The organism is Nostoc spongiaeforme FACHB-130, assembly GCF_014698475.1.
Classification (GTDB): Bacteria; Cyanobacteriota; Cyanobacteriia; order Cyanobacteriales; family Nostocaceae; genus Nostoc_B; species Nostoc_B spongiaeforme.
Window position 1 is genome coordinate 361193 of sequence record NZ_JACJTB010000002.1, and the last position, 19197, is coordinate 380389.

Below are 19197 nucleotides of genomic sequence, written 5' to 3' on the forward strand. Positions count from 1 at the left end.
TGGTACGAGAATCCAGTAAGGATTTTATTTCCATGTTATCCCTAAAAAACTGGAGTTACAACGCATCACATCTAGCTTGCTTTAGTTTTTAGACAAACTATGCTTTTTTTAGCTGTTTATTTGCGAAATATACTGAAAATATTCCCATAGACACATGCGTAATTGTGAGAAATTAATCTATAGCCGTTGGGGGAGTGTGGGGGGTTTGGGGAGTATGGGAGGTGTGGGAGATGTGGGGGGACAAGGGGGAAGATTCTTACCTCTGCACCCCTACCTCTTGTGTCCTTTTTTGATTGCTTGCCATTTTTGGCGTAATTGTTGCAAGTTGGGTGTCTGCCCACCATAGCGCCAACTCACATAAGCCTGACTAATTTCATCAATGACTTGGGCTGTGGCTAGTGGATGGTGTTGATATGACACTTGGACATATTCCAGGGGTGTTTGTGACGGATGCTTACCTAGACCTTTGGTGGCAGTCCATTGCAGCATTTGTTGATAAAGCCTTTCCATTGGTGGTAATTTACTCAACCACTGACTCTTTAACCATTTCCGCCACTGTACCCAACCCAGCCAGCCAAAGAAAGCGATTGTAGTTCCCAAAGTTAAGCCAGTTAACACACCCAGCCAACCTTGAGCGAATAAAGCAAAAAACCAAGCGATCGCTTTAAATATCAAACCCAAGAGTTTCCCAAAGACAGTGTTCAAGAAGCCAGTCACAGGGGAAGGTAGCCACCCGGCCACCCAATTCCAGAATTGACGCAAAACACTAAAGGTTTGGGAGTCTTCAACAGAAGGGGGAATTAAGGGATGATTGGGAATGGGGTCAAAGGTAAACCAACCATATTTGGGAAAGTAAACTTCTGTCATCGCGTAAGCATCGGTGTTACGGACAACATACATTCCCGTAAAAGGATTAAATTCGCCGGAACCAAACCCCGCCACTAACCGCGCGGGAATCCCAATCGAACGCAACATCACTGTTAACACAGTTGAGAAATGGTCTGGATAGCCACCCTTATATTTAAATAAGAAAGCTTCCACTAAATCTTCTTTGTCTCCCAAATAAGGAAATTCCAAGGGATTTTGAGGAATCGAATAATTTTGCTTGAGGTACTGGGCTAGATAAAGTACCTTTTCATAAGTTGCATCTAAAGTTTTTGATACCTTAGATACATTGTTGCGATTGTAATTCGCCAGAATTTCTTCTGTTAATTTGCGGACTTTGGGCGAAATTTCTGGGGGAATTTGCAAATAGTATTTTGTAATGTTTTTTGGATAGTTAGTACTAGCCTTACCTAACAAAGTCCGATCGCGGTAAGGTACTTCGGAAATCACTGTATAAGTTAGGTCTTCAGATAAAGCAACTGGCGATCGCAGTCCATTTTCCTGATCAACAGCAATAATCGGTGTGGGAAAGTAAATCTCTTTGGGGTAAGACATTGCCGGAATCAAATTCGGCAAATCTGCCACCATTGTATAGGTTTGTACGACTTCTCTGGTTTTAGCGGTGGTAGGAGGTGGAGACAGATAAATTTGATAAGACCAAGGCGATCGCTTGAGGGTGGTAACATCATCATTGCGGGAAATTTCCCAACCTTTACCTGTGTAGCGATCAAATGCTAATACCCGCCAAAAACCTTCCACCTGCGATCGCACCCGCATCACCACCTTGGATGTCATGCTTCCCCGCAGGTTTTGATTCATTTGGCTATTAAAGCCATAATAAAAACTATCGTTTAATTTTCCTGGCTGACCATTTTGACTTTCTTCTGTGCCATTGCCTTCATTATCACCATTGCCTTGACGCACATAACCAGGATTAATAATACTGCGTCCTGTAAAACTGCCCTTAACTTCAATCGGCGAACTAACTGGAAATGTCCGTAATTGATAACCAGGAAACCGGGGTAGAACAGCAAAAATTCCTAACCCTAGCCCCACAATTAAAGTAAAAAGTAAAAAGTAAAAAAGTAAATATGATTTTAATTGTGATTCTTTTGCCTTTTCCCTTTTAACTTTTGACTTACTTAACCCGATTTGGGAACGATAATCTAAGACTAAAGTGGGCAAGGCGATCGCTAAAAACAACAATAATACAGGTGCAAAAGCCAAAGTTTGACTCAGTGTTGCTGCTACACCCAACAAAATCAAACCAATCACAATTGAATAGCCCAAATCCTTGCGTCTGGGCATATCAAAACTATGGAGTATTTGCAGTTGAATTAATAACTCTGCTAAAGCCAGCCGCGTATCATTTAATTCTCCCAGTACTTGCCCAAAGAACGCACCCAAAGACACTAACATCCCAATGGCGATGCAGAACTTCACTGGAATATTTTGGCTGCGACGATAGCGGTAACTCCAAATTCCCCCTACAACACTTAAAGGGACAGCCCAAAAACTAAATTTGGTATCGGCTGCAATATCAACCGCCAAAATTCCCATCACGATTAACCCAAAAACTAGCACCCGCAGAGGAACCGAATCTTCCACTACCATTACAGGTGCAGTCTGGATATTTTGTCGCCAACTATTAACTATAGGTAGACGCAAAGACCAATCAATCCTGGATAAGTTAAACATTTACAAGGTCAGGTGTAGATGCAGTCAAACAATTTTGGATTTTGGACGGTTCAATCACCAATTTAAAATTGCAAATCTCAAACTGGCTAAGTTAAACTATCTACCTAGTTGTAACTTATATAGCAGTCGAAGTATAAGTGAGGCAATTTAAAAAGCACGAATAACAGGCATAGCAAAGCTTTTAGCTCTAGTTGGTGAGCATAGCCGAACCACTGCCTTCTGCTATAACCTGCCGAAATTCTGGTTCAGATAGCAGTAACTCCCCTCAGCATTCTTTGGGAGTCTCATAGTTTTAGCCCTAATGATCGTTTAAAAAAACGTAGAAGCCCTAATGATCGCTTATTAAAAAAGATAAGCTCCAAAACCACAATACTTTTCTTAATCTCTCAGATGTCTTTGATCTGGACTAGATTGTAGGATTAATCACAAATAACAAAGGCTGTTGGTCTATTTCAGGAAACTCAACTTCTAAAGTATAAGTTGGGTTAAATTCCTGACCAGATAACTCAACATTCAAGCAGCCTGCACTTGAGGACTGAGCCATTGCCAAAGTACCATCAGCTCGCAATGTCACAATTCCTTTGGTGGGTAAATCAGCCTCAACTCTTAATTGAGTGTGTTTGCCACGAGATTGGTATTCAACCCGCAAAGTCAACAAACCTTCACTTGTGAACCATTGTCTTTCTACCACTGGACTGTTTGGTGTCACTGGCAGACTTAAATTTTCTAGCAGTTGTTTGGCAGCCATTAAAGACAATGCCATTTGTTGACGCGGCTGTAAATCTGGGTAATCGCTCTCGATATTGAGTTTTTGATCGAGAACATCCGCAGACCGATAAGTACTTCTGAGTACCAAACCAGCGATATCATTCAGTGCATAAGAAGATTCTTGTGGGAAGAAGTCTTCCACTGCCTGAACTAATTTAGCTCCCAAAGGCAGTGAAGCAGTTAACAGTGTTTGGCACTTTTCTAGTAATTCGCGGAAAACTGTTTCTGGCAGATTAATTGGCAGATTCAGCTTAGATTGTTGTGCTTTCCAACCCCAGGCAGGAACTAAACTGAGCGATCGCTCTTCCAAACGCTCAGGATATTCCATTAATTGTGTTTCCCAAGGAAACAAAGGAGGCTGGTTTTCGATTTCGGTTTGTAAACGACGCTTGAGTACGGCTTGGAAACGGTCTTGCACAGTAGGAATATCTCCCAGTTTAAAGTTTTGGGGTATCCCTCCCAACTCTAGATCGCCACTGGCGAAAGTGGCTGCTTGTTGAAGAGAGTTTTCTACCCCGTCTATTTCCTTAAACTCGACCAGGTTAGACTCACTGGTGTTAACATCATCTGCTAACAGCCAAGTGAGTAATTGGTTTTTTAAGGATTCTGAGTCACTATTCATGAGTAGATGCACCTGATCCGGACACTAATGAGTTACGAATTTCCCAAGCTTGTTCCAGAACTTTAAACCAGCGTTTTTGCAGTTGTGCCATTGATAACCCTAGAGTTTTTGCAATTTTATCGTCGGGTTGTCCTTGCTGTTTTAAGTCGAGTAAAGACCGTTGTTTCTCGTCTAGCTGCGAGGTGTAGGCTTCCCATTGCTGGGGAGTCAACCCCAAATTTGTGTGTAAAGAAGCTTCTAACCATTCGTGTACTAGTTCCCAACGGTGTAATAAAGCGAACCTAATTAAATGATACTTGAAGCGTTGTTGTAAGTAATCTCTCTGACGAGGGGTGAGATTTAAAATTGCCTCAATTTCTTGTGTGGATAAATCTTTAAGTCTGAGAGAGAAATAATCAGCACAGTCAGATTGTTGTTTCTGCTCCAAATAACTCATTAACTCGGTAATCACAACCGAACGCAAAGTGTCTTCTTCGGGTTCTGGTTCTGCTTGTGTGGCCATTGTAGAACGTAATTGCTGGACTGCGGGTTCTTCCCAAGAACCATCACCATCACCAGAACTACCTTCCGCAGCTTGTTCGATATCAACGCTGGTTTCGGGAGGTTGTTGTTGAGAGAAAGTCTGCGCCCGCAAAATAATTAATTGTTGCTGACGACCAGGTAAGGGAATGCGCCGTTTACCATAGCGTTCGGTAAAGGCCATGTATTCTGCCAATTCCAAGAGAGTTTGGGGACGATAAGTAGTACCCAATTGATTCTCCCGTCGGAAAGCGTTTAATGCTTCTAAATAAAAACTTTGTAGAAAATCTTCTATGATAGTCAGCCGCCCTTGATAGCTTAATTGCTTCTGGGGAGGATTAATGTAACGATAAATAATGGCGCTCAGAGTACTGTGTAATTCAACTCTGCCTCTATTGGAACCCAACTGATAATATCTCAGACATTGTTGCAGGCGATGTCTGGCTAAGGTCATGGCGGAGCTTTCTACTGAACCGGAAGCTTGGATGCGTTTACTTTCGCTGCAAATTCTGTATACTTCGGTAGTAATACGTGTTGCCACATCATGGCAATTCTGTTCTGAGGCTTTGGTTGATTGCCGAAACTCCTTGTACAGGAGTTGAAAGATCACCTCCACGCCGATAGTATGTTCTCCCAGAAAAGTTGCGGTTGGAATAGTTGCGGTTGCGGCTGAATTCATAGTCTCGGTGTTTAAAAGACCCTAACATATATAGAAACAACCTGTACGACTGTAGGTATTGGCTTTTTGCGTTTTGCCTTGAAGCTAAACGCAGGTCTATCCTGCATTCAGGATATAGCTGATTTTATTATTCCCAAGTTGGCGGGAATTTTTCACACTTTAACCTGCTGTGATTGCCATTACCCAAAAGCCGTTGACAAGTCATGATGGATTTAGAAACACAAATTCAATTGCTGATCGACAATGCACCCCGCGATGGTATTTCACCTCATCTTGTTACAGCAATTGTTCCTGCTTTTCGTGCGATCGCTCAACAATTACGCCACTCCCAGTACTATATTCTCCAAAAGGAGGGAAGCTGGGTCTTAACTACATTGAGCCACCGTACAGATCCAAGTTTGGAGAAGCAGGTGATTTACGCTTTTTCTACCATACAGGATGTTTCCCTAATTTCATCTGCTGGGCGAGACCCTCAAGTGGTTGCCACACCCATTGCTGTCACCCATATTTTGTTCCAATTAATCGCCCTAGCACCCGTAGATAGCATAGTTTTTTTAGAAACACCTGGAACATTAGCTCATACTGTTGAAATCCAGCGTTCTCAGTTGGAAAAAACCATTCAAAAACAACTAAAACAAAGCCTCAAACACAAAAAAACTTCCAGAAAAATACCACCAGATATTGCTTAAAAAAATTTGGAGTTGGGAGTTCTTGGATACATCTCCAATTGTTTCACTCCCAACTCCAACATCAAAACTTTATGATTAAAAATTTTTAATAAAGCCGACTCAACACATATTCAGTGATGTCAATTAAGGCTTGGCGTGATTCTGATGGGGGCAGAATTGCAATGTCTTCAGCTGCCAATTTGGCATGATGGGCAGCTAATTCCCGCGCTTGCTGTATGCCTTGACTATCTTGAATCAATGCCAAGGCCTGCTCTAAATCTTGTGATTGGGCAAACTGGCGTTCAATCAGCACTTCTAAATATGGTTTTTCCTCTAGGGCGAATAAAACAGGTGCCGTCAAGTTACCACTTTTCAAATCAGAACCTGCTGGTTTACCTAGAGTGTCTGTAGTACTGGTGAAATCTAAGATGTCATCCACTATCTGAAATGCTAAACCCACATTCCGCCCATAGTTATACAAGTGCTGGGCAATTTCTGGGCTAACATCACTCAGTAATCCTGCGGCTTTGGCACTGTTAGCAATTAATGAAGCAGTTTTGTAATAGCTCTTTTGCAGGTAAGTTTCTATTGCCAAGCCGCTATCAAAGCGGTTCATCCCTTGCTGAATTTCTCCAGTCGCCAAATCCATAATGACTTCGGAGAGGAGTTTGACTACTTCTAAATTGTCTAAATTTGCCAAATACCAAGATGATTGAGCAAAGAGAAAGTCTCCTGCGAGGACAGCAATGCGATTGCCAAACAAGCTGTGAACAGTCGCTACGCCACGGCGCATCTGTGACTCATCTACCACATCGTCATGCACTAAGCTGGCCGTGTGAATCATTTCGGTGATTTCGGCTAGACGGCGGTGACGCTGGGTGATGTCTTCTTCTAACATTGTTGCCCGCGATATCAGCAGGACGATCGCTGGTCGGATGCGCTTTCCCCCAGCTCCGAATAAATGTTCGGCGGCGGCAAAAAGAATGGGATGGCGATTGCCAACTAGCTGCTTTAGGTTATCGGCTAGTATTTGCAAATCTGCTTCCACAGGGGTAAACAGGGAGGTAGCTGGGGTCATGGATGGCCGGACTCTGGCTTAGGTTACGAAAGTTTACATATCCTATACTCATTTTAAGATAACCATGTGCCAGCGCAAAGTTTTGCTGAGAGAATACTTGCTTTCTCGTTAAATGACAATCACAGCTATTGCCCTACTGTCAAGGCAAACAGGCTGTTTTAGCGGTCTTAAACTTGATGAAAAAAATTTTTGTAGTTCCCAAAGAAATCTGAGAACTGCATCACAGCATGGTTGCTCCACAGCATGGTTCAACATACAAGCTTATACTTAATAAATATTAAGCGTAAAATTATCTGCTGCTACGAGTAGATGATGTAAAGAAATATAACAAGTCAGTTTGGGAGAATCATAATTTTTATCAATGGTTCTAGCGACGATTCCCGATGAGTGGTTTATGTTTTCTAGACTCAGAATTTTATGTCTTTTTCAGTATGCTAAGTATATATACAAGTATAAGAAAATTAAATAATTGAGTCGGCTAATTCAGTAAGCATTATTCTTGAGGAATATCTTTGATTTTTACTATAAATTTATATTTAACATCCCTAAACCTGGGTAATAATAACTACATTAACAGGGTGTTAGGTTTTGATGATTTATGCTCCAATAAGACAAAAATAATATTTTTAATCAAAGAAAAACTTGTGGCATCCGTGAATTTAACCTGCTAAAAAATTCAAAATTTAGCCTCAAGTTTGGCTTAAAAGTCAGGTTCATTGTGTTACGCTAAAATGTAGGGATTTTAAATTTTTCAGGTATTGACAGCGTGGAGGTAAAGCACTTTTTGGTGGCGTTACCTGCTCGTTGTTTTGAATCCAGAATAGCTAATTGCCAACAGCATAAAACCAAGAGACTTATTTCTTGTGATTCTGTAGTGGCAGATAAACTTCTTGGGATGGAGTGAAGCGATGTCCTTACAGGATTTCGTTTTCGGCTTGCAGCTTGCGCTGGGAGTCGTGGTATATCCTACCACAGAGGTGTGAAAAGCAATAATGCAGACTAAGTAAACTGCTGAGGAGCGCGGTTAATTATGCCATTTGGCAAATTTACCGTTGTGGGATTTATTGTCTGCAAATAACTTCAATTAAATAGTTAACTTGATTGACCGAAGAGCTTCATAACTCTACGGCAGATTTAGCATAGCAAACTGCGACCATCAAGAATGATCTTGCATGGTTGAAGTTCTACGTATGGGATGAAAATTGATATTTTTCGGGGAAAAAAGTTGGTAGAACAATGATTTACGCTAATATGCCTATGATGATTTTTATTTTAGCTGCTGGGTATTTATTCACTGTTTATCTATTATTAGCACTAGCAAAGCGCAGTAGTCAAAAATCTGTTGCTCAGAATTCTTTCTCAAAATCCAAGAATCATGAGAAACATCAGCAGGAGATATCTGTCGCCTCACAAGTAACTGAGGTGGTAAACAGTCACGAGTCAATAGTCACATGAATTATAGGAATAAGGTTTGATTCCCAAAACTACTGGTGTATACAGGGAGTAGGGAGTAGAGAGTGGGGAGTAGGAAAGAAGTCTTATCTGGAATCAAATATGAGTCCTATGATGAAGTATGAAATTTCTGAAGTTTCATACTTCATTTTGGTTTATGAAAGTTGGGAAACAACTGTGTTATTTAAATCTACGACTTCGACCAATGGGGTATGACCTAGCCATTGGACTGCTGACTGAGCAAATTGTTGGGGACAACCGCTAACAACAAAGCGAGTTGGTAATGGCGGGTGAGTATTAGTTAAGCCCAACAACTCTAAATCTTGGGAACAAGCACCGACAACGTGAACAGCCGGGTCAACTAATTTGACATAGTTGGGAAGTAGCGATCGCAGTACTGGTGCTAAATGGGGATAATGAGTACAGCCGTAGACTAAAGTATCAATTTCTTGCTGAAGTAAAGGCTCTAAATAAGAACGGGCTACCTCAGTAGTGTAAGGGTCATTGATGCGATTCTGCTCAATCAGTGGGACAAACTCTGGACAGCCAACTTGCCAAACTTGTACTTCGGGGTCAATTTCGAGAATGGCTTGCTTATAAGCATTACTTTTAGCTGTAGCTGGGGTAGCAATTACACCAATGCGCTTACCTTGTTGTACCGCCGCCTTCGCACCAGGGAGAATTACACCCAAAATTGGAATATTAAATTCTTGACGAACAATGTCTAAAGCGAGGGCGGAACTGGTGTTACAAGCCATCACTACCATTTTGACTTTTTGTTGCTCCATCCAGGAGAGAATTTCGCGCACAAACTGAAGAATTTCGGCTTGAGAACGAATCCCGTAAGGTAGCCTAGCGGTATCACCAAAGTAAATAATCGATTCGTTTGGTAGTTGGCGGTAAATTTGTCGCAGTACCGTTAACCCACCCACACCACTGTCAAAAACCCCGATAGGGGCGCGTTGAGGTTCTTTATCAGAAAAATCGTAAAGATTACCTTCAAAAATGGAAGATGAATACACAGGCAGATATTGATTTAGGTTTTAGCAATTAAAATACAGAATTTAGCAGACAATTTGTGAACTGACTAGTTTAGCAAATAGAATTCAGGAGTCAGAAGTCAGAATAAGTGAAAGATTTCTCTACAAATAGCTGGTTTAAGACATCTACTGATTAATTCTGACTGCTGAACTTCTTCTGCAAATATCACCTCATTAATTAAAAACTTGTACTATATTTTGAGATTGGCTGTATTCTTACCTTTGGCGTAAGTACTTGAGAATACCACGAGCGATCGCTTCTGCCATCCGATTTTGATATTCTGGAGAACCTAGGCGGGGATTATCTTCTCTACCAGTCATATAACCTGTTTCTACTAAAATCGAGGGCATAGAACTTTTTCTCAAGACATAAAATCGCGCTTTGCGTGTGCCTCGGTCTTTAATTGTGCCAATATCTTCCAGAATAGTTTTACGAACTACTTCAGCTAAAGCATAACCACTATCGTAGTAATATACCTCTAAGCCATTCACATCAGAGCGATTATCTACAGAATTAGCATGGATACTCACAAATAAAGTTGCATTGGCGCGTTCAGCAATATCTACTCTTCCTTGAAGTTCAACAAAAAAGTCAGCATCTCTGGTGAGGACTGCTTGTACACCATTGCGTTCTAGAATTGCGGCTACTCGTTTGCCAATGGGTAAAATCACATCTTTTTCTAATAATCCTCCCAAACCAGGAGCGCCAGAATCCTTACCACCATGTCCAGGATCAATCACTACTATCAATTTGCCGTTGGGGACTGGGCGTGGCGGTTGTACTGAGATATCGCTAGGTGAAGGTAGAGGTGGTAAAACTATTGGTGGTGTAACTGCGCGAGTGCGTTGTAACTGTACAGCCAACAACTGATTACTAACTTGGTTGACTTCCCCAATTTGCACTCCCGCAGCTGGTTGAATCAAAATATTGACAGAATCATCTTGGGGTTGCAAACGTACCCGCAAAATGGGACTATTGGCATTAAAAGTAGGGCCGATCACTCTGGGGGCTAATTGAGAATTAGCGATCGCAATCCGAAATAAACTAGAGGATCGATCCCAGCCACCCCTAGCAGATACAGGTCTGTTAGAGCGAATTAACAGTTGTGTGCCGTTCTCGGCTAACTCCACCGCTTGAATGATGGCGGGTGAGTCGTTAGCCTGGGAAATGACATTGCTATCACTATTTCCTGGCAATCTCACTAGCCGATTCGGTATAATTACAAACCCACCAACGCTACTATTACTGGCTCGCCAATCAGGACTATTTGGTTCCACATATAAGGTGATGCGGGCTGTTGGTTGTCGCATTTGCAACTGAGAAAATTGAATCCGACTGACACCATAACGATTCACCGATAAATCTTGTGACGATAAACCAGAAGACAAAGACGCACCAGCAATATCGATATGAACTGCGCGTTTGTCAGAACTGCGATTTACCTGAATCTGGGGATTACCACCATTAGTCCGAACAAAAAAACCATCCCCAGTGACTCGCAAACTTTCCAGTTGAGTCACAGCAGCGAGAGTGTTACCAGGAATTCTGGTATTTGATGTTACTGGGTCGGGTTTGACAACAGAGTAGATATTTCTAGAAGGAAAGTTGGAATTAGGTGTTGTTTCTAAAGGCTGGGGTTCTGGCTGGAGTGAAATATCTGCTGATGAAGTGATGGGTATGGTGGTTGGTGTCGGTAATTGTACTAACCAACGGCTACCATTAGTAGGAATAAATTTGATTGCTTGGGGGTCAATAGTATAACCAGGAGCCAGTTCAACAACAATTCTGGCGGTCTGGGGGTCAAATTGTCCCACCCGAATTGAGCGGACTGCGCCACCTACAGGTTGTGTTAACTGTGGTCTGCCAAAATCTGTATCTGGTAAATCGATTACCAACCGAGTAGGATTGAAAATAAGTTGCGCTTTGGGTTGCACCGCTCCCAAAGTATTAAATTCTAAGCGGTTTTGCCTAGCATCAAAGCGCCAAGATTCCAGCTTTGCTGCCAAAGCAGGTGACGATAATAAAAAGATTGTTCCAATAGTACCGGTTAGTAACCAGTGTAGTTTCACAGTCATTTCTCCTAATTTCTGTTCATAGAAGCAGTCAATATGTCCACGTATCTATTGGTAAATCCTCACACCGTCACCGCCAAACCTAGTTTTAATTCTAGAAGTCTGTATGGTGGACATTGTTCATCAGAACTTCTGTAACAGCCAGTAATTATGTGCTGGCACTCAAGACAATAAATACTTTCAGTCAATATACATAAAATCAGTAGGAATTAGTTTTGAGTTGTTTGATGGCTGATTATCAATGTACCCAAAAAGTTATTCCTACTATCAACTGACGACGGGAAATCTGGCGACATTTAATCTAGCATTTTGAGCAGAAAATGATATGTAAATGTATCTACTAGTACTAAAAAATTAGTTCTCACCCAAAAAGTGAGAACAAGAAATTTTCATCAGTGATATTACAGTCAGATTTTGCTTGGTATCAGCAAGATGACGATTAAGCAGACAAAACTATGAATTATTCATCGGATTAGTTAAGTATTTTTACTAAAATCTGCTAACTATATAACTTATCTCCGTTTGAGGTACTGGAGTACACCACGGGCGATCGCTTCTGCCATTTGATTTTGATAAGCTGAAGTCCGTAACTTCGCAATATCTTCCCGACCAGTTAAATAACCAGTCTCGACCAAAATTGAAGGCATAGAACTTTTTCTCAGGACAAAAAATCTGGCTCGGCGCACACCCCGATCTCGGACATTCACACTTTGCCGAATACTGTTATGTACAGCCCGCGCTAGACCCAAACCACTGTCATAATAATAAGTTTCTAAACCACTGACATCGGGACGACCAGCGCCGGCAGAATTAGCGTGGATACTGACAAACACATCAGCGTTGGCTCTCTCTGCTAATTGGACTCGTCCAGGAAGAGTCACAAAATAGTCAGAATTGCGCGTCATAATCACCTGCACACCATTTTGCTGTAAGATTTCCGCCACCCTTTTGCTAATGGGGAGAATGATATCTTTTTCACGGATACCACCAATACCAATTGCGCCGGGGTCTTTACCGCCATGTCCGGGGTCAATCACCACTACAACTCTGCCTTTGGGAATGGGGCGTGTGTTAACTGGAGGTCGGGAAGTAGAATTTTCATTAGGATCTGGTAATTGGCCGCGCTCTGAAGGAAAAGGCAATGTGCCAGGAACTGTGACAACTCGGCGCTCACCTTGTAATTGCAGTGCTACTTCGTCATTATTTTGGTTAATTTGCCCAAATTGTATTCCCGCCGCAGGTTGAACTAAGATCACCACCGTGTTCGAGTCTGGTGTTTGCAGGCGCACCCGCAAAATGGGACTGTTGGCATTCAATGTAGGGCCTTTAATCCGGTGTGCTAATTTCGCATCATTAATCGTGATGCGATACAAACCAGAAGTTCTATCCCAGCCACCCCTAGCAGTTATGGTTTGATCAGCTCGAATTAAAAGTTGCTTATTATCATCAGACAGTTCTACAGCTTCAATTGTGGCTGGTTGGTCACTGACAATGCGACGACTGGGAACAGACAACTCTGGTTGATTATCCGAAGAGTTATTAGAGTTATTTCCTGGTAATCTGGCAAATCTATTGGGTAGAACGATTAAACCAGTCGCACCACTTCTAGCTGCTCGCCAGTCTGGGCTATTTTTATCTACCCGCAAAGTCATCCGGACTGCTGGGGGACTGGTTTGGAGTTGGGTAAACTCTACACGACTCACACCATGTTTGTTAACGCTGAGGTCTCGCTGTGCCAAATTTGTGGATAAAGTGGCGTTGGAGATATCCATAAAAATTGTAGAGCGATCGCGGCTCCGATTTACTCTAATTTGGGGATTGCCGCCACTAGTCCGCACAAAAAAGCCATCGCCTGTCACTTGTAAGCTGTCAATTTGAGTGCTGCTTTGTGTCGTGCTGCTCACTCTGGGTAATGGTGGTCTTGCATCTGAGTCCAGGCTGGTGACTACGTTGTAAACATTATCTGCGGAAGAGTTTACAGGCTCTAGTCTGGGTCTAGGTAATTGTACTGTCCAACGACTGGGCGTTATCCCGACAAATTTTATCCCTTGGGGGTCAAGAGTGTAACCAGGAGCAAGTTCAACCACAATCCGGGCTGTTTGGGGTTCAAACTGACCAACACGAATAGCCCGAACTGCCCCGCCTACAGGTTGTGTTAACTGTGGTCTGCCAAAGGTTGTGTCTGGTAAATCAATAACCAGGCGTGTGGGATTAAAAATGAGTTGTGCTTTGGGTTGGACACCGCCAGAAGTATTAAATTCTAGACGGTTTTGCTTGGCATCAAACCGCCAAGACTCCAGTCTGGCTGCCAACACTGGCGAAGACAGTAAGCAGATCATCCCAACAGTACCGGGTAGTAACCAGTGTAATTTCACAATCCTTTCTCCTGATTCACATTCATGGAAGTCAATATCTCAAAAATTTGCGTAAATTGTGCGCCAGTTACGAAATAATTTTGGGATTTGACCTGAACTTTTTTTTGGGTTAAAGAAACAATTAATAACAGGTAACAGATGACAGAGTGTAAGTTATTTTGAGGTCTAAATTTTATGCTCTGTGGATTTACTAACTACCTTGGCTATCCCAAGCAAATTAGTAGGAGAGGCAACACAAATATAACCAGATAATTCTGGTTTTGGTCAATTTCTGTTAATTTTGTGTTTTTTGGGATGAGTCAGCAATTGTAGAATTAATACATTTCAACTTGTTTTCAGGAATGTTGCAATATTGGTAATTACTAGTTTTTAGTCACTATGAACATATTGGGATGAAGATTAGTAATCAGGTAAGTTTGGTAACAAATTGCTTTCTCAAAGTTAAGAATCAATAGTCACAATAGCAGAAAACAACGATATCAGAGGACGCAGATTCCGAGACAGAAGTTTCCTGTCATTAACTCAGGGATGAGGAAATCAGAAAGGAGGAAGTAGATAATTTCATTGCCACCTTTCTGCTTCCTAGCCCCAGTGACTCGGCTTTAATCTTGAATTAATTGTTCGGAGTCAGTTGCAACTTTTTGGGAATCGGGAAATACGAAACGTAACAAAGGCGGAGCTAAAAAAGTTGTGAGGATCACCATCATAATAATTGCCGCCCCCAATGATTTTGAGAGAACGCCACTAGCAGCGCCGACACCAGCAAATACTAATCCAACTTCTCCTCGTGGAATCATCCCTACACCGATCGCTAAACGATTGATTTGGGGTTGACCAAATACGCTCAAACCTGTAATCACTTTACCAATGATGGCTACTGTAATCAGGAAAATAGCCATAATTAAACCTTCACGGTTGCTGGGAATGGCAGGGTTTAGCACTCCCAAATCAGTTTTTGCGCCAACGGTGACAAAGAAAATTGGCACCATCAAATCAGCTACAGGAATAACTTGCTTTTGCAGTTCTTTACGCTTATCTGTTTCTTCCAAGACTAAACCAGCAGCAAAAGCACCCAAAATGGCTTCTAATTGAATGATGGCAGCCAGATATGCCATGACAAAGGCAAAAATAAAGGCGGGAATGACTAACTCGCCGCGGGTTTTGAGTTGATTTGCGATCGCTACAAATGTTTTATTGAACACATTACCCAAAACGATCGCACCCAATAAAAATGCTGTAGCACTGATAATTAAGTAAATTACTTTACCTACATCCACTGCACCATCTTTAGCGAGACTGGCAACTACCGCTAAGACAATAATTCCGAGTACGTCATCAATCACAGCCGCACCGAGAATAATTTGCCCTTCCTTGGAATTGAGCTTGCCAATTTCTGCCAAGACTTTAGAGGTAATTCCAATACTTGTTGCTGTTAAAGCCGCACCTGCAAAAATTGCCGGCACAGCACCAATACCAAACAAAGTCATTAAACCCACAGTTCCAGCAGCAAAAGGTACTACCACTCCCACTACTGCCACAATGGTTGCTTGGATACCAACGGCCATTAAGTCTTTTAAGTTCGACTCTAGGCCAATTTCAAACAACAAAATAATTACACCCAATTCTGATAACACAGAAATCACTTCTGATTGGGCGGCAAATACCTGGGGTGCGGCTTCTGGAGTGAGACCGGCAGTAGTTTGGAGAAACACCATAATTAAAGAACTAGAACTGTCTGCGCCACCTTCAGGAAACACCAACAGGTGCAGTACAGAAACACCCACAACTACACCACCGACAAGTTCGCCCAACACAGGTGGTAAACCAATGCGGTTGGATAACTCCCCACCAACTTTACTGGCGAAGTAAATTACCACTAAACTCAGCAGCACAGCCGCCAATACCATAGAACTGTCTGCTGTTTCTGGTGTACTGGCCAGCAGAGGAAAAGAAAAGTTGATTACATCTAAAAACTGCATGGTTTCCGCGAAAATCCTTCTCTTTATTTTTACCTGTTAAAGATGCGGACTGCGGGGCAAATTTTTGTAGAACCACAGTGTACTTACTAAAGCTAGGAGTAAATTATAAATCCACTGTATCCAAGATGGCAGTAATAAAATCAGAGGACGACCAGCAAAAATAAAAAAGAAATTAAAGATGCCAAAGGTATAAATTGTAAAAATCCGATGGCGAATGATGTGAGGAGACAGATAAAGGTTACGCCGACGACTGTAGGCTTTTGCTTGTGTTTCTGCCCAGCGTCCTAAAATATAAGCGATCGCTGTACATGCTCCCAAGATGATTGGCACAGTTATGAGTTTGGGTAGATTAATTTGTCGTTCAAATAAATACAGTCCCGGACTCCATAGAGTCGCCAGTTGGTTGGTTTGCCGCGCCCAAGCCCCTGAAAAGTAATATTCCCAATTGCCTGCATACAGGTAGTAATAAATAAAGTAACCAACTACTAAACCACTGTAGCCATAGCGCACAAAAGATTCTGCCGGTTTTTTCAGGTCTTGCCAATAAGCCCGTTCGCCATCTATATCAATACAAGCATTTTGACAGCCAACACAGTCACTTTGTTCTTTACCCTCTGGCAAAACAATGCGGCACATAGACTGAGTGATAAGTTGATCACTGCTATCGCCCTTACTACTAAATAACCCACTGGGTTGACTGTAAATCTTTTCTACTGGTGCCATTGGACAAAAATAATTACACCATGTCTTGCCGCTATAAAAGTAGCCAACGGTAATCGCAAAGACAATTGTAAATAACAACCATGATGCCAAAACTAGGCGATCGGCATCAAAAAATAAAATCCGGCCACATAACCCTAAAAACAACCAGCCAAACTGGAGGTAGGCATAATTTCTGCCCAACCAAGATTTAGGATTGACTTTGGCTAATCTGTAGCTTACTTTTTTTAATCGAGATTGCTGGTGTTGATAATGACGCTGCCAACCCAAAGCGCGGGGAATTTGTGATAGAAACGAAAGCGGGCAAATGCGTCGCCACAGTTCATGGCCAAACACTAGCAAAATAAAAATGGATGCAGGTACAATTACTCCCCACATCACAGTTGTTCCCAAAGGATATGCTTGCTCTGGTAAGCATTTACCTTGCACATGAATACAGCTAACCGCAAATTTCTGTGGCGTAGAAGTATGATTTAAGTGAATCAGAGCCGGAGTCCAAGGGTCGTACAATAGGGAAGCAATGATTAGGAGCCATGCGAAAGTTAACAGACAGCGCACCCAGTGCATCTGACGTTCAGCTATGCTCAAGAGCATGGATCTATTCCACTAAATAATATTTTGTGAATGCCGAATCTAGAGCCAGTTAAGCAGTTAATTGGCGTAAAAGATTTGGCGAAAAATTTTGTATTTATAGTTGGGCTTATTATGCAGCTCGCTTAAATCAGATAAGAACAGTATATCTACTTAAATCTTTATCCTTTCTTTGTAATTCCTACGCCTAAATACTCAAAGCTCAAACTTTGCACGCCTGCGACTGAAGTCGCGGCTACAGGAACTAAGCCTGCCTACGCAGGCTGGAAAAACTTATAGAGTTGGACAAAATTAAATTCATCATCCTCAGCACTTTCAACTCAGCACTCTTCATTGTGATTTTTTAGTTTCCAAAAATGTAACCATACCTGTTTTTGACTAGAGCAGTGTCACAGTAAAAACATAGAAATGGTATCGAGCGAATTAACTGAACAAGGCAAAAGTAAAAAGTTAAAAGGCAAAAAAAAGAAAAAGAATAAATCAACAGCCCACGCTAGGCAGGCAGTTCCTCTGACTGGACTGCCGAGGTTCCTACGTCGCTAATGCTGTGCTAACACCATGTAAATGGCTCCTAAATTTATTTATGGGGATTATCTTTTTACTTTTTACTTCTTAATGTTAACTATTAATGCTTGACAGTTAACGAATGATTGTTCGATGCAGTTTACTTATTAGCATCTGTATATATTGTTTAGAGGAGTGCAAGTTTATGTCTAGAACTGCTTTGTCTGGTTCTCAATTTTGTGCTAGGAAGTTTTGGAAATCTCTACCGTTAGCTTTGCTGTTATTTGTCACGATGGCTTTACCTGCATCAGCCCAAGAAAAAGAAAAGTTATGGCGGACTTTGACGGTGAGTGGAAGGGGGATGGAGTCAATTCCTACTACTTTGTCGTTGGTGAATTTAGGGGTGGAGATTCAAGGTAAAACTGCTCAAGAAGTCCAGCAAGAAGCTGCCAAGCGGTCATCGGCTGTGGTCGCTTTACTCAAAAGTCGTAATGTCGAGAAATTAGAAACTACAGGTATCCGTCTCAATCCTGTTTACAGTTACACCAACAATGTGCAGCGCATTACTGGCTATGCTGCTGTGAATAATGTGAGTTTTCGCATTCCTACCGAGAAAGCCGGTACATTGCTAGATGATGCGGTGAAAGCTGGGGCAACGCAAATTAACGGTGTTAGTTTTATTGCTAGTGATGAGGCGATCTCCGCTGCCCGCGAAGTCGCACTCAAAGAAGCTACTCAGGATGCCCAAAAACAAGCTGATGCTGTATTAAGCTCTTTAGGACTCAAATCTAAAGAAATCGTCAGCATTCAAGTTAATAATGCCAGCGCCCCACCACCTGTCTTTTTACGCGCCCAGGCGGCAAAAGTGGCTGAAGATGTTTCCACTCCGGTAGTTGGTGGTGAACAAGACGTAGAAGCATCGGTGACGTTGCAAATTAGTTATTAGTTGTCACTTGTCATTGGTCATTGGTCATTTGTAATGACAAAGGACTAATGACTAAGGACAAATGACCAACTAAAAATTATCGGGAGACATATCGCTCATACTGCTGTCTCCTTCATTTTTAGAACCTAATAAATCCAACTGATCTACAACAATCACAGGTTTAGAACGACTAACTCCGGTTTGGCGATCGTTCCAGGAGTCAAACTTTAAGGAACCTTTGACGGCAATTTGCTTACCTTTGCGTACATAATTACCCGCCACTTCAGCAGTCTTGCCCCACAATTCCAACTCGAACCAGTCAGGCTCGTCACTGTTACGTGTTCTTCTGTTGACTGCCAGGGTTAATCTGCATTTAGTTTTACCGGAATCAAAATATTTCATGTCTGGGTCGCCACCTACACGACCAATGAGGTGGACTATATTAATAGTCATGTGTCTTACCTTTTAGTACTGACGTACTGATTTATCTTGTTTTCCATAATAGCCAATTATGAACTGAATAAAACAGAATTCAGGAGTCAGAATTCAAAATAAACCTTTGGGGTCGACTGAATGAAAATGATTTTCATGGTGCGTGAAGAAGTACAAATTCCTTTTTAG

Annotated in this window: 13 protein-coding genes; 3 read left to right on the forward strand and 10 right to left on the reverse strand. The window is 42.0% G+C overall.

The window, feature by feature from the left end; all coding sequences use genetic code 11:
* Nucleotides 1–270: 270 nt before the first annotated feature.
* The 3 genes from H6G74_RS03815 to hetZ form a co-directional block, all read right to left on the reverse strand.
* On the reverse strand, nucleotides 271–2583 hold the full coding sequence (locus H6G74_RS03815) for a transglutaminase TgpA family protein (RefSeq protein WP_190966381.1): 2313 nt from the start codon (nucleotides 2581–2583) through the stop codon (nucleotides 271–273).
* A gap of 406 nt (nucleotides 2584–2989) precedes the next feature.
* Entirely contained in the window at nucleotides 2990–3973 is a 984-nt protein-coding gene (locus tag H6G74_RS03820) for a PatU (protein ID WP_190966382.1), read from the reverse strand.
* Nucleotides 3966–5171: a heterocyst differentiation protein HetZ gene (gene hetZ / locus H6G74_RS03825; RefSeq protein ID WP_062296694.1), complete on the reverse strand. Its 1206-nt coding sequence runs from the start codon at nucleotides 5169–5171 to the stop codon at nucleotides 3966–3968. Before hetZ ends, H6G74_RS03820 begins: the two co-directional genes overlap by 8 nt.
* Nucleotides 5172–5377: 206 nt before the next feature.
* Between hetZ and H6G74_RS03830 the strand changes: the two genes are divergently transcribed.
* A complete protein-coding gene (locus H6G74_RS03830; RefSeq protein ID WP_190966429.1) occupies nucleotides 5378–5860 on the forward strand; it encodes a hypothetical protein in 483 nt (160 codons plus the stop codon).
* A gap of 85 nt (nucleotides 5861–5945) precedes the next feature.
* Here H6G74_RS03830 and sds read toward each other — a convergent pair whose 3' ends face one another.
* Nucleotides 5946–6917: a solanesyl diphosphate synthase gene (gene sds, locus H6G74_RS03835; RefSeq protein WP_190966383.1), complete on the reverse strand. Its 972-nt coding sequence runs from the start codon at nucleotides 6915–6917 to the stop codon at nucleotides 5946–5948.
* Between the two features lie 1236 nt (nucleotides 6918–8153).
* On the opposite strand from sds, the gene H6G74_RS31785 reads away from it, so the two are divergent.
* Nucleotides 8154–8372 (forward strand): hypothetical protein, encoded by a 219-nt coding sequence (locus H6G74_RS31785; protein ID WP_242051147.1) that lies wholly within the window; start codon nucleotides 8154–8156, stop codon nucleotides 8370–8372.
* Nucleotides 8373–8524: 152 nt separating this feature from the next.
* On the opposite strand, the gene murI is transcribed toward H6G74_RS31785, so the two are convergent.
* The 5 genes from murI to H6G74_RS03860 form a co-directional block, all read right to left on the reverse strand.
* On the reverse strand, nucleotides 8525–9391 hold the full coding sequence (gene murI, locus H6G74_RS03840; RefSeq protein ID WP_190966384.1) for a glutamate racemase: 867 nt from the start codon (nucleotides 9389–9391) through the stop codon (nucleotides 8525–8527).
* Nucleotides 9392–9625: 234 nt separating this feature from the next.
* The gene (locus H6G74_RS03845; protein WP_190966430.1) at nucleotides 9626–11479 is read right to left on the reverse strand and encodes an N-acetylmuramoyl-L-alanine amidase; all 1854 of its coding nucleotides are present in this window, start codon (nucleotides 11477–11479) and stop codon (nucleotides 9626–9628) included.
* Between the two features lie 515 nt (nucleotides 11480–11994).
* Nucleotides 11995–13857, reverse strand: a complete 1863-nt coding sequence (locus tag H6G74_RS03850; RefSeq protein WP_190966385.1) for an N-acetylmuramoyl-L-alanine amidase — start codon at nucleotides 13855–13857, stop codon at nucleotides 11995–11997.
* Between the two features lie 602 nt (nucleotides 13858–14459).
* On the reverse strand, nucleotides 14460–15836 hold the full coding sequence (locus H6G74_RS03855) for a cation:proton antiporter (protein WP_190966386.1): 1377 nt from the start codon (nucleotides 15834–15836) through the stop codon (nucleotides 14460–14462).
* Between the two features lie 36 nt (nucleotides 15837–15872).
* Nucleotides 15873–17150, reverse strand: coding sequence for a hypothetical protein (locus H6G74_RS03860; RefSeq protein WP_190966387.1), 1278 nt, complete (start codon nucleotides 17148–17150; stop codon nucleotides 15873–15875).
* 706 nt (nucleotides 17151–17856) lie between these two features.
* On the opposite strand from H6G74_RS03860, the gene H6G74_RS03865 reads away from it, so the two are divergent.
* Entirely contained in the window at nucleotides 17857–18597 is a 741-nt protein-coding gene (locus H6G74_RS03865; protein WP_190966388.1) for an SIMPL domain-containing protein, read from the forward strand.
* A gap of 69 nt (nucleotides 18598–18666) precedes the next feature.
* Here H6G74_RS03865 and H6G74_RS03870 read toward each other — a convergent pair whose 3' ends face one another.
* Nucleotides 18667–19029: a single-stranded DNA-binding protein gene (locus H6G74_RS03870; protein ID WP_190966389.1), complete on the reverse strand. Its 363-nt coding sequence runs from the start codon at nucleotides 19027–19029 to the stop codon at nucleotides 18667–18669.
* Between the last annotated feature and the right edge of the window lie 168 nt (nucleotides 19030–19197).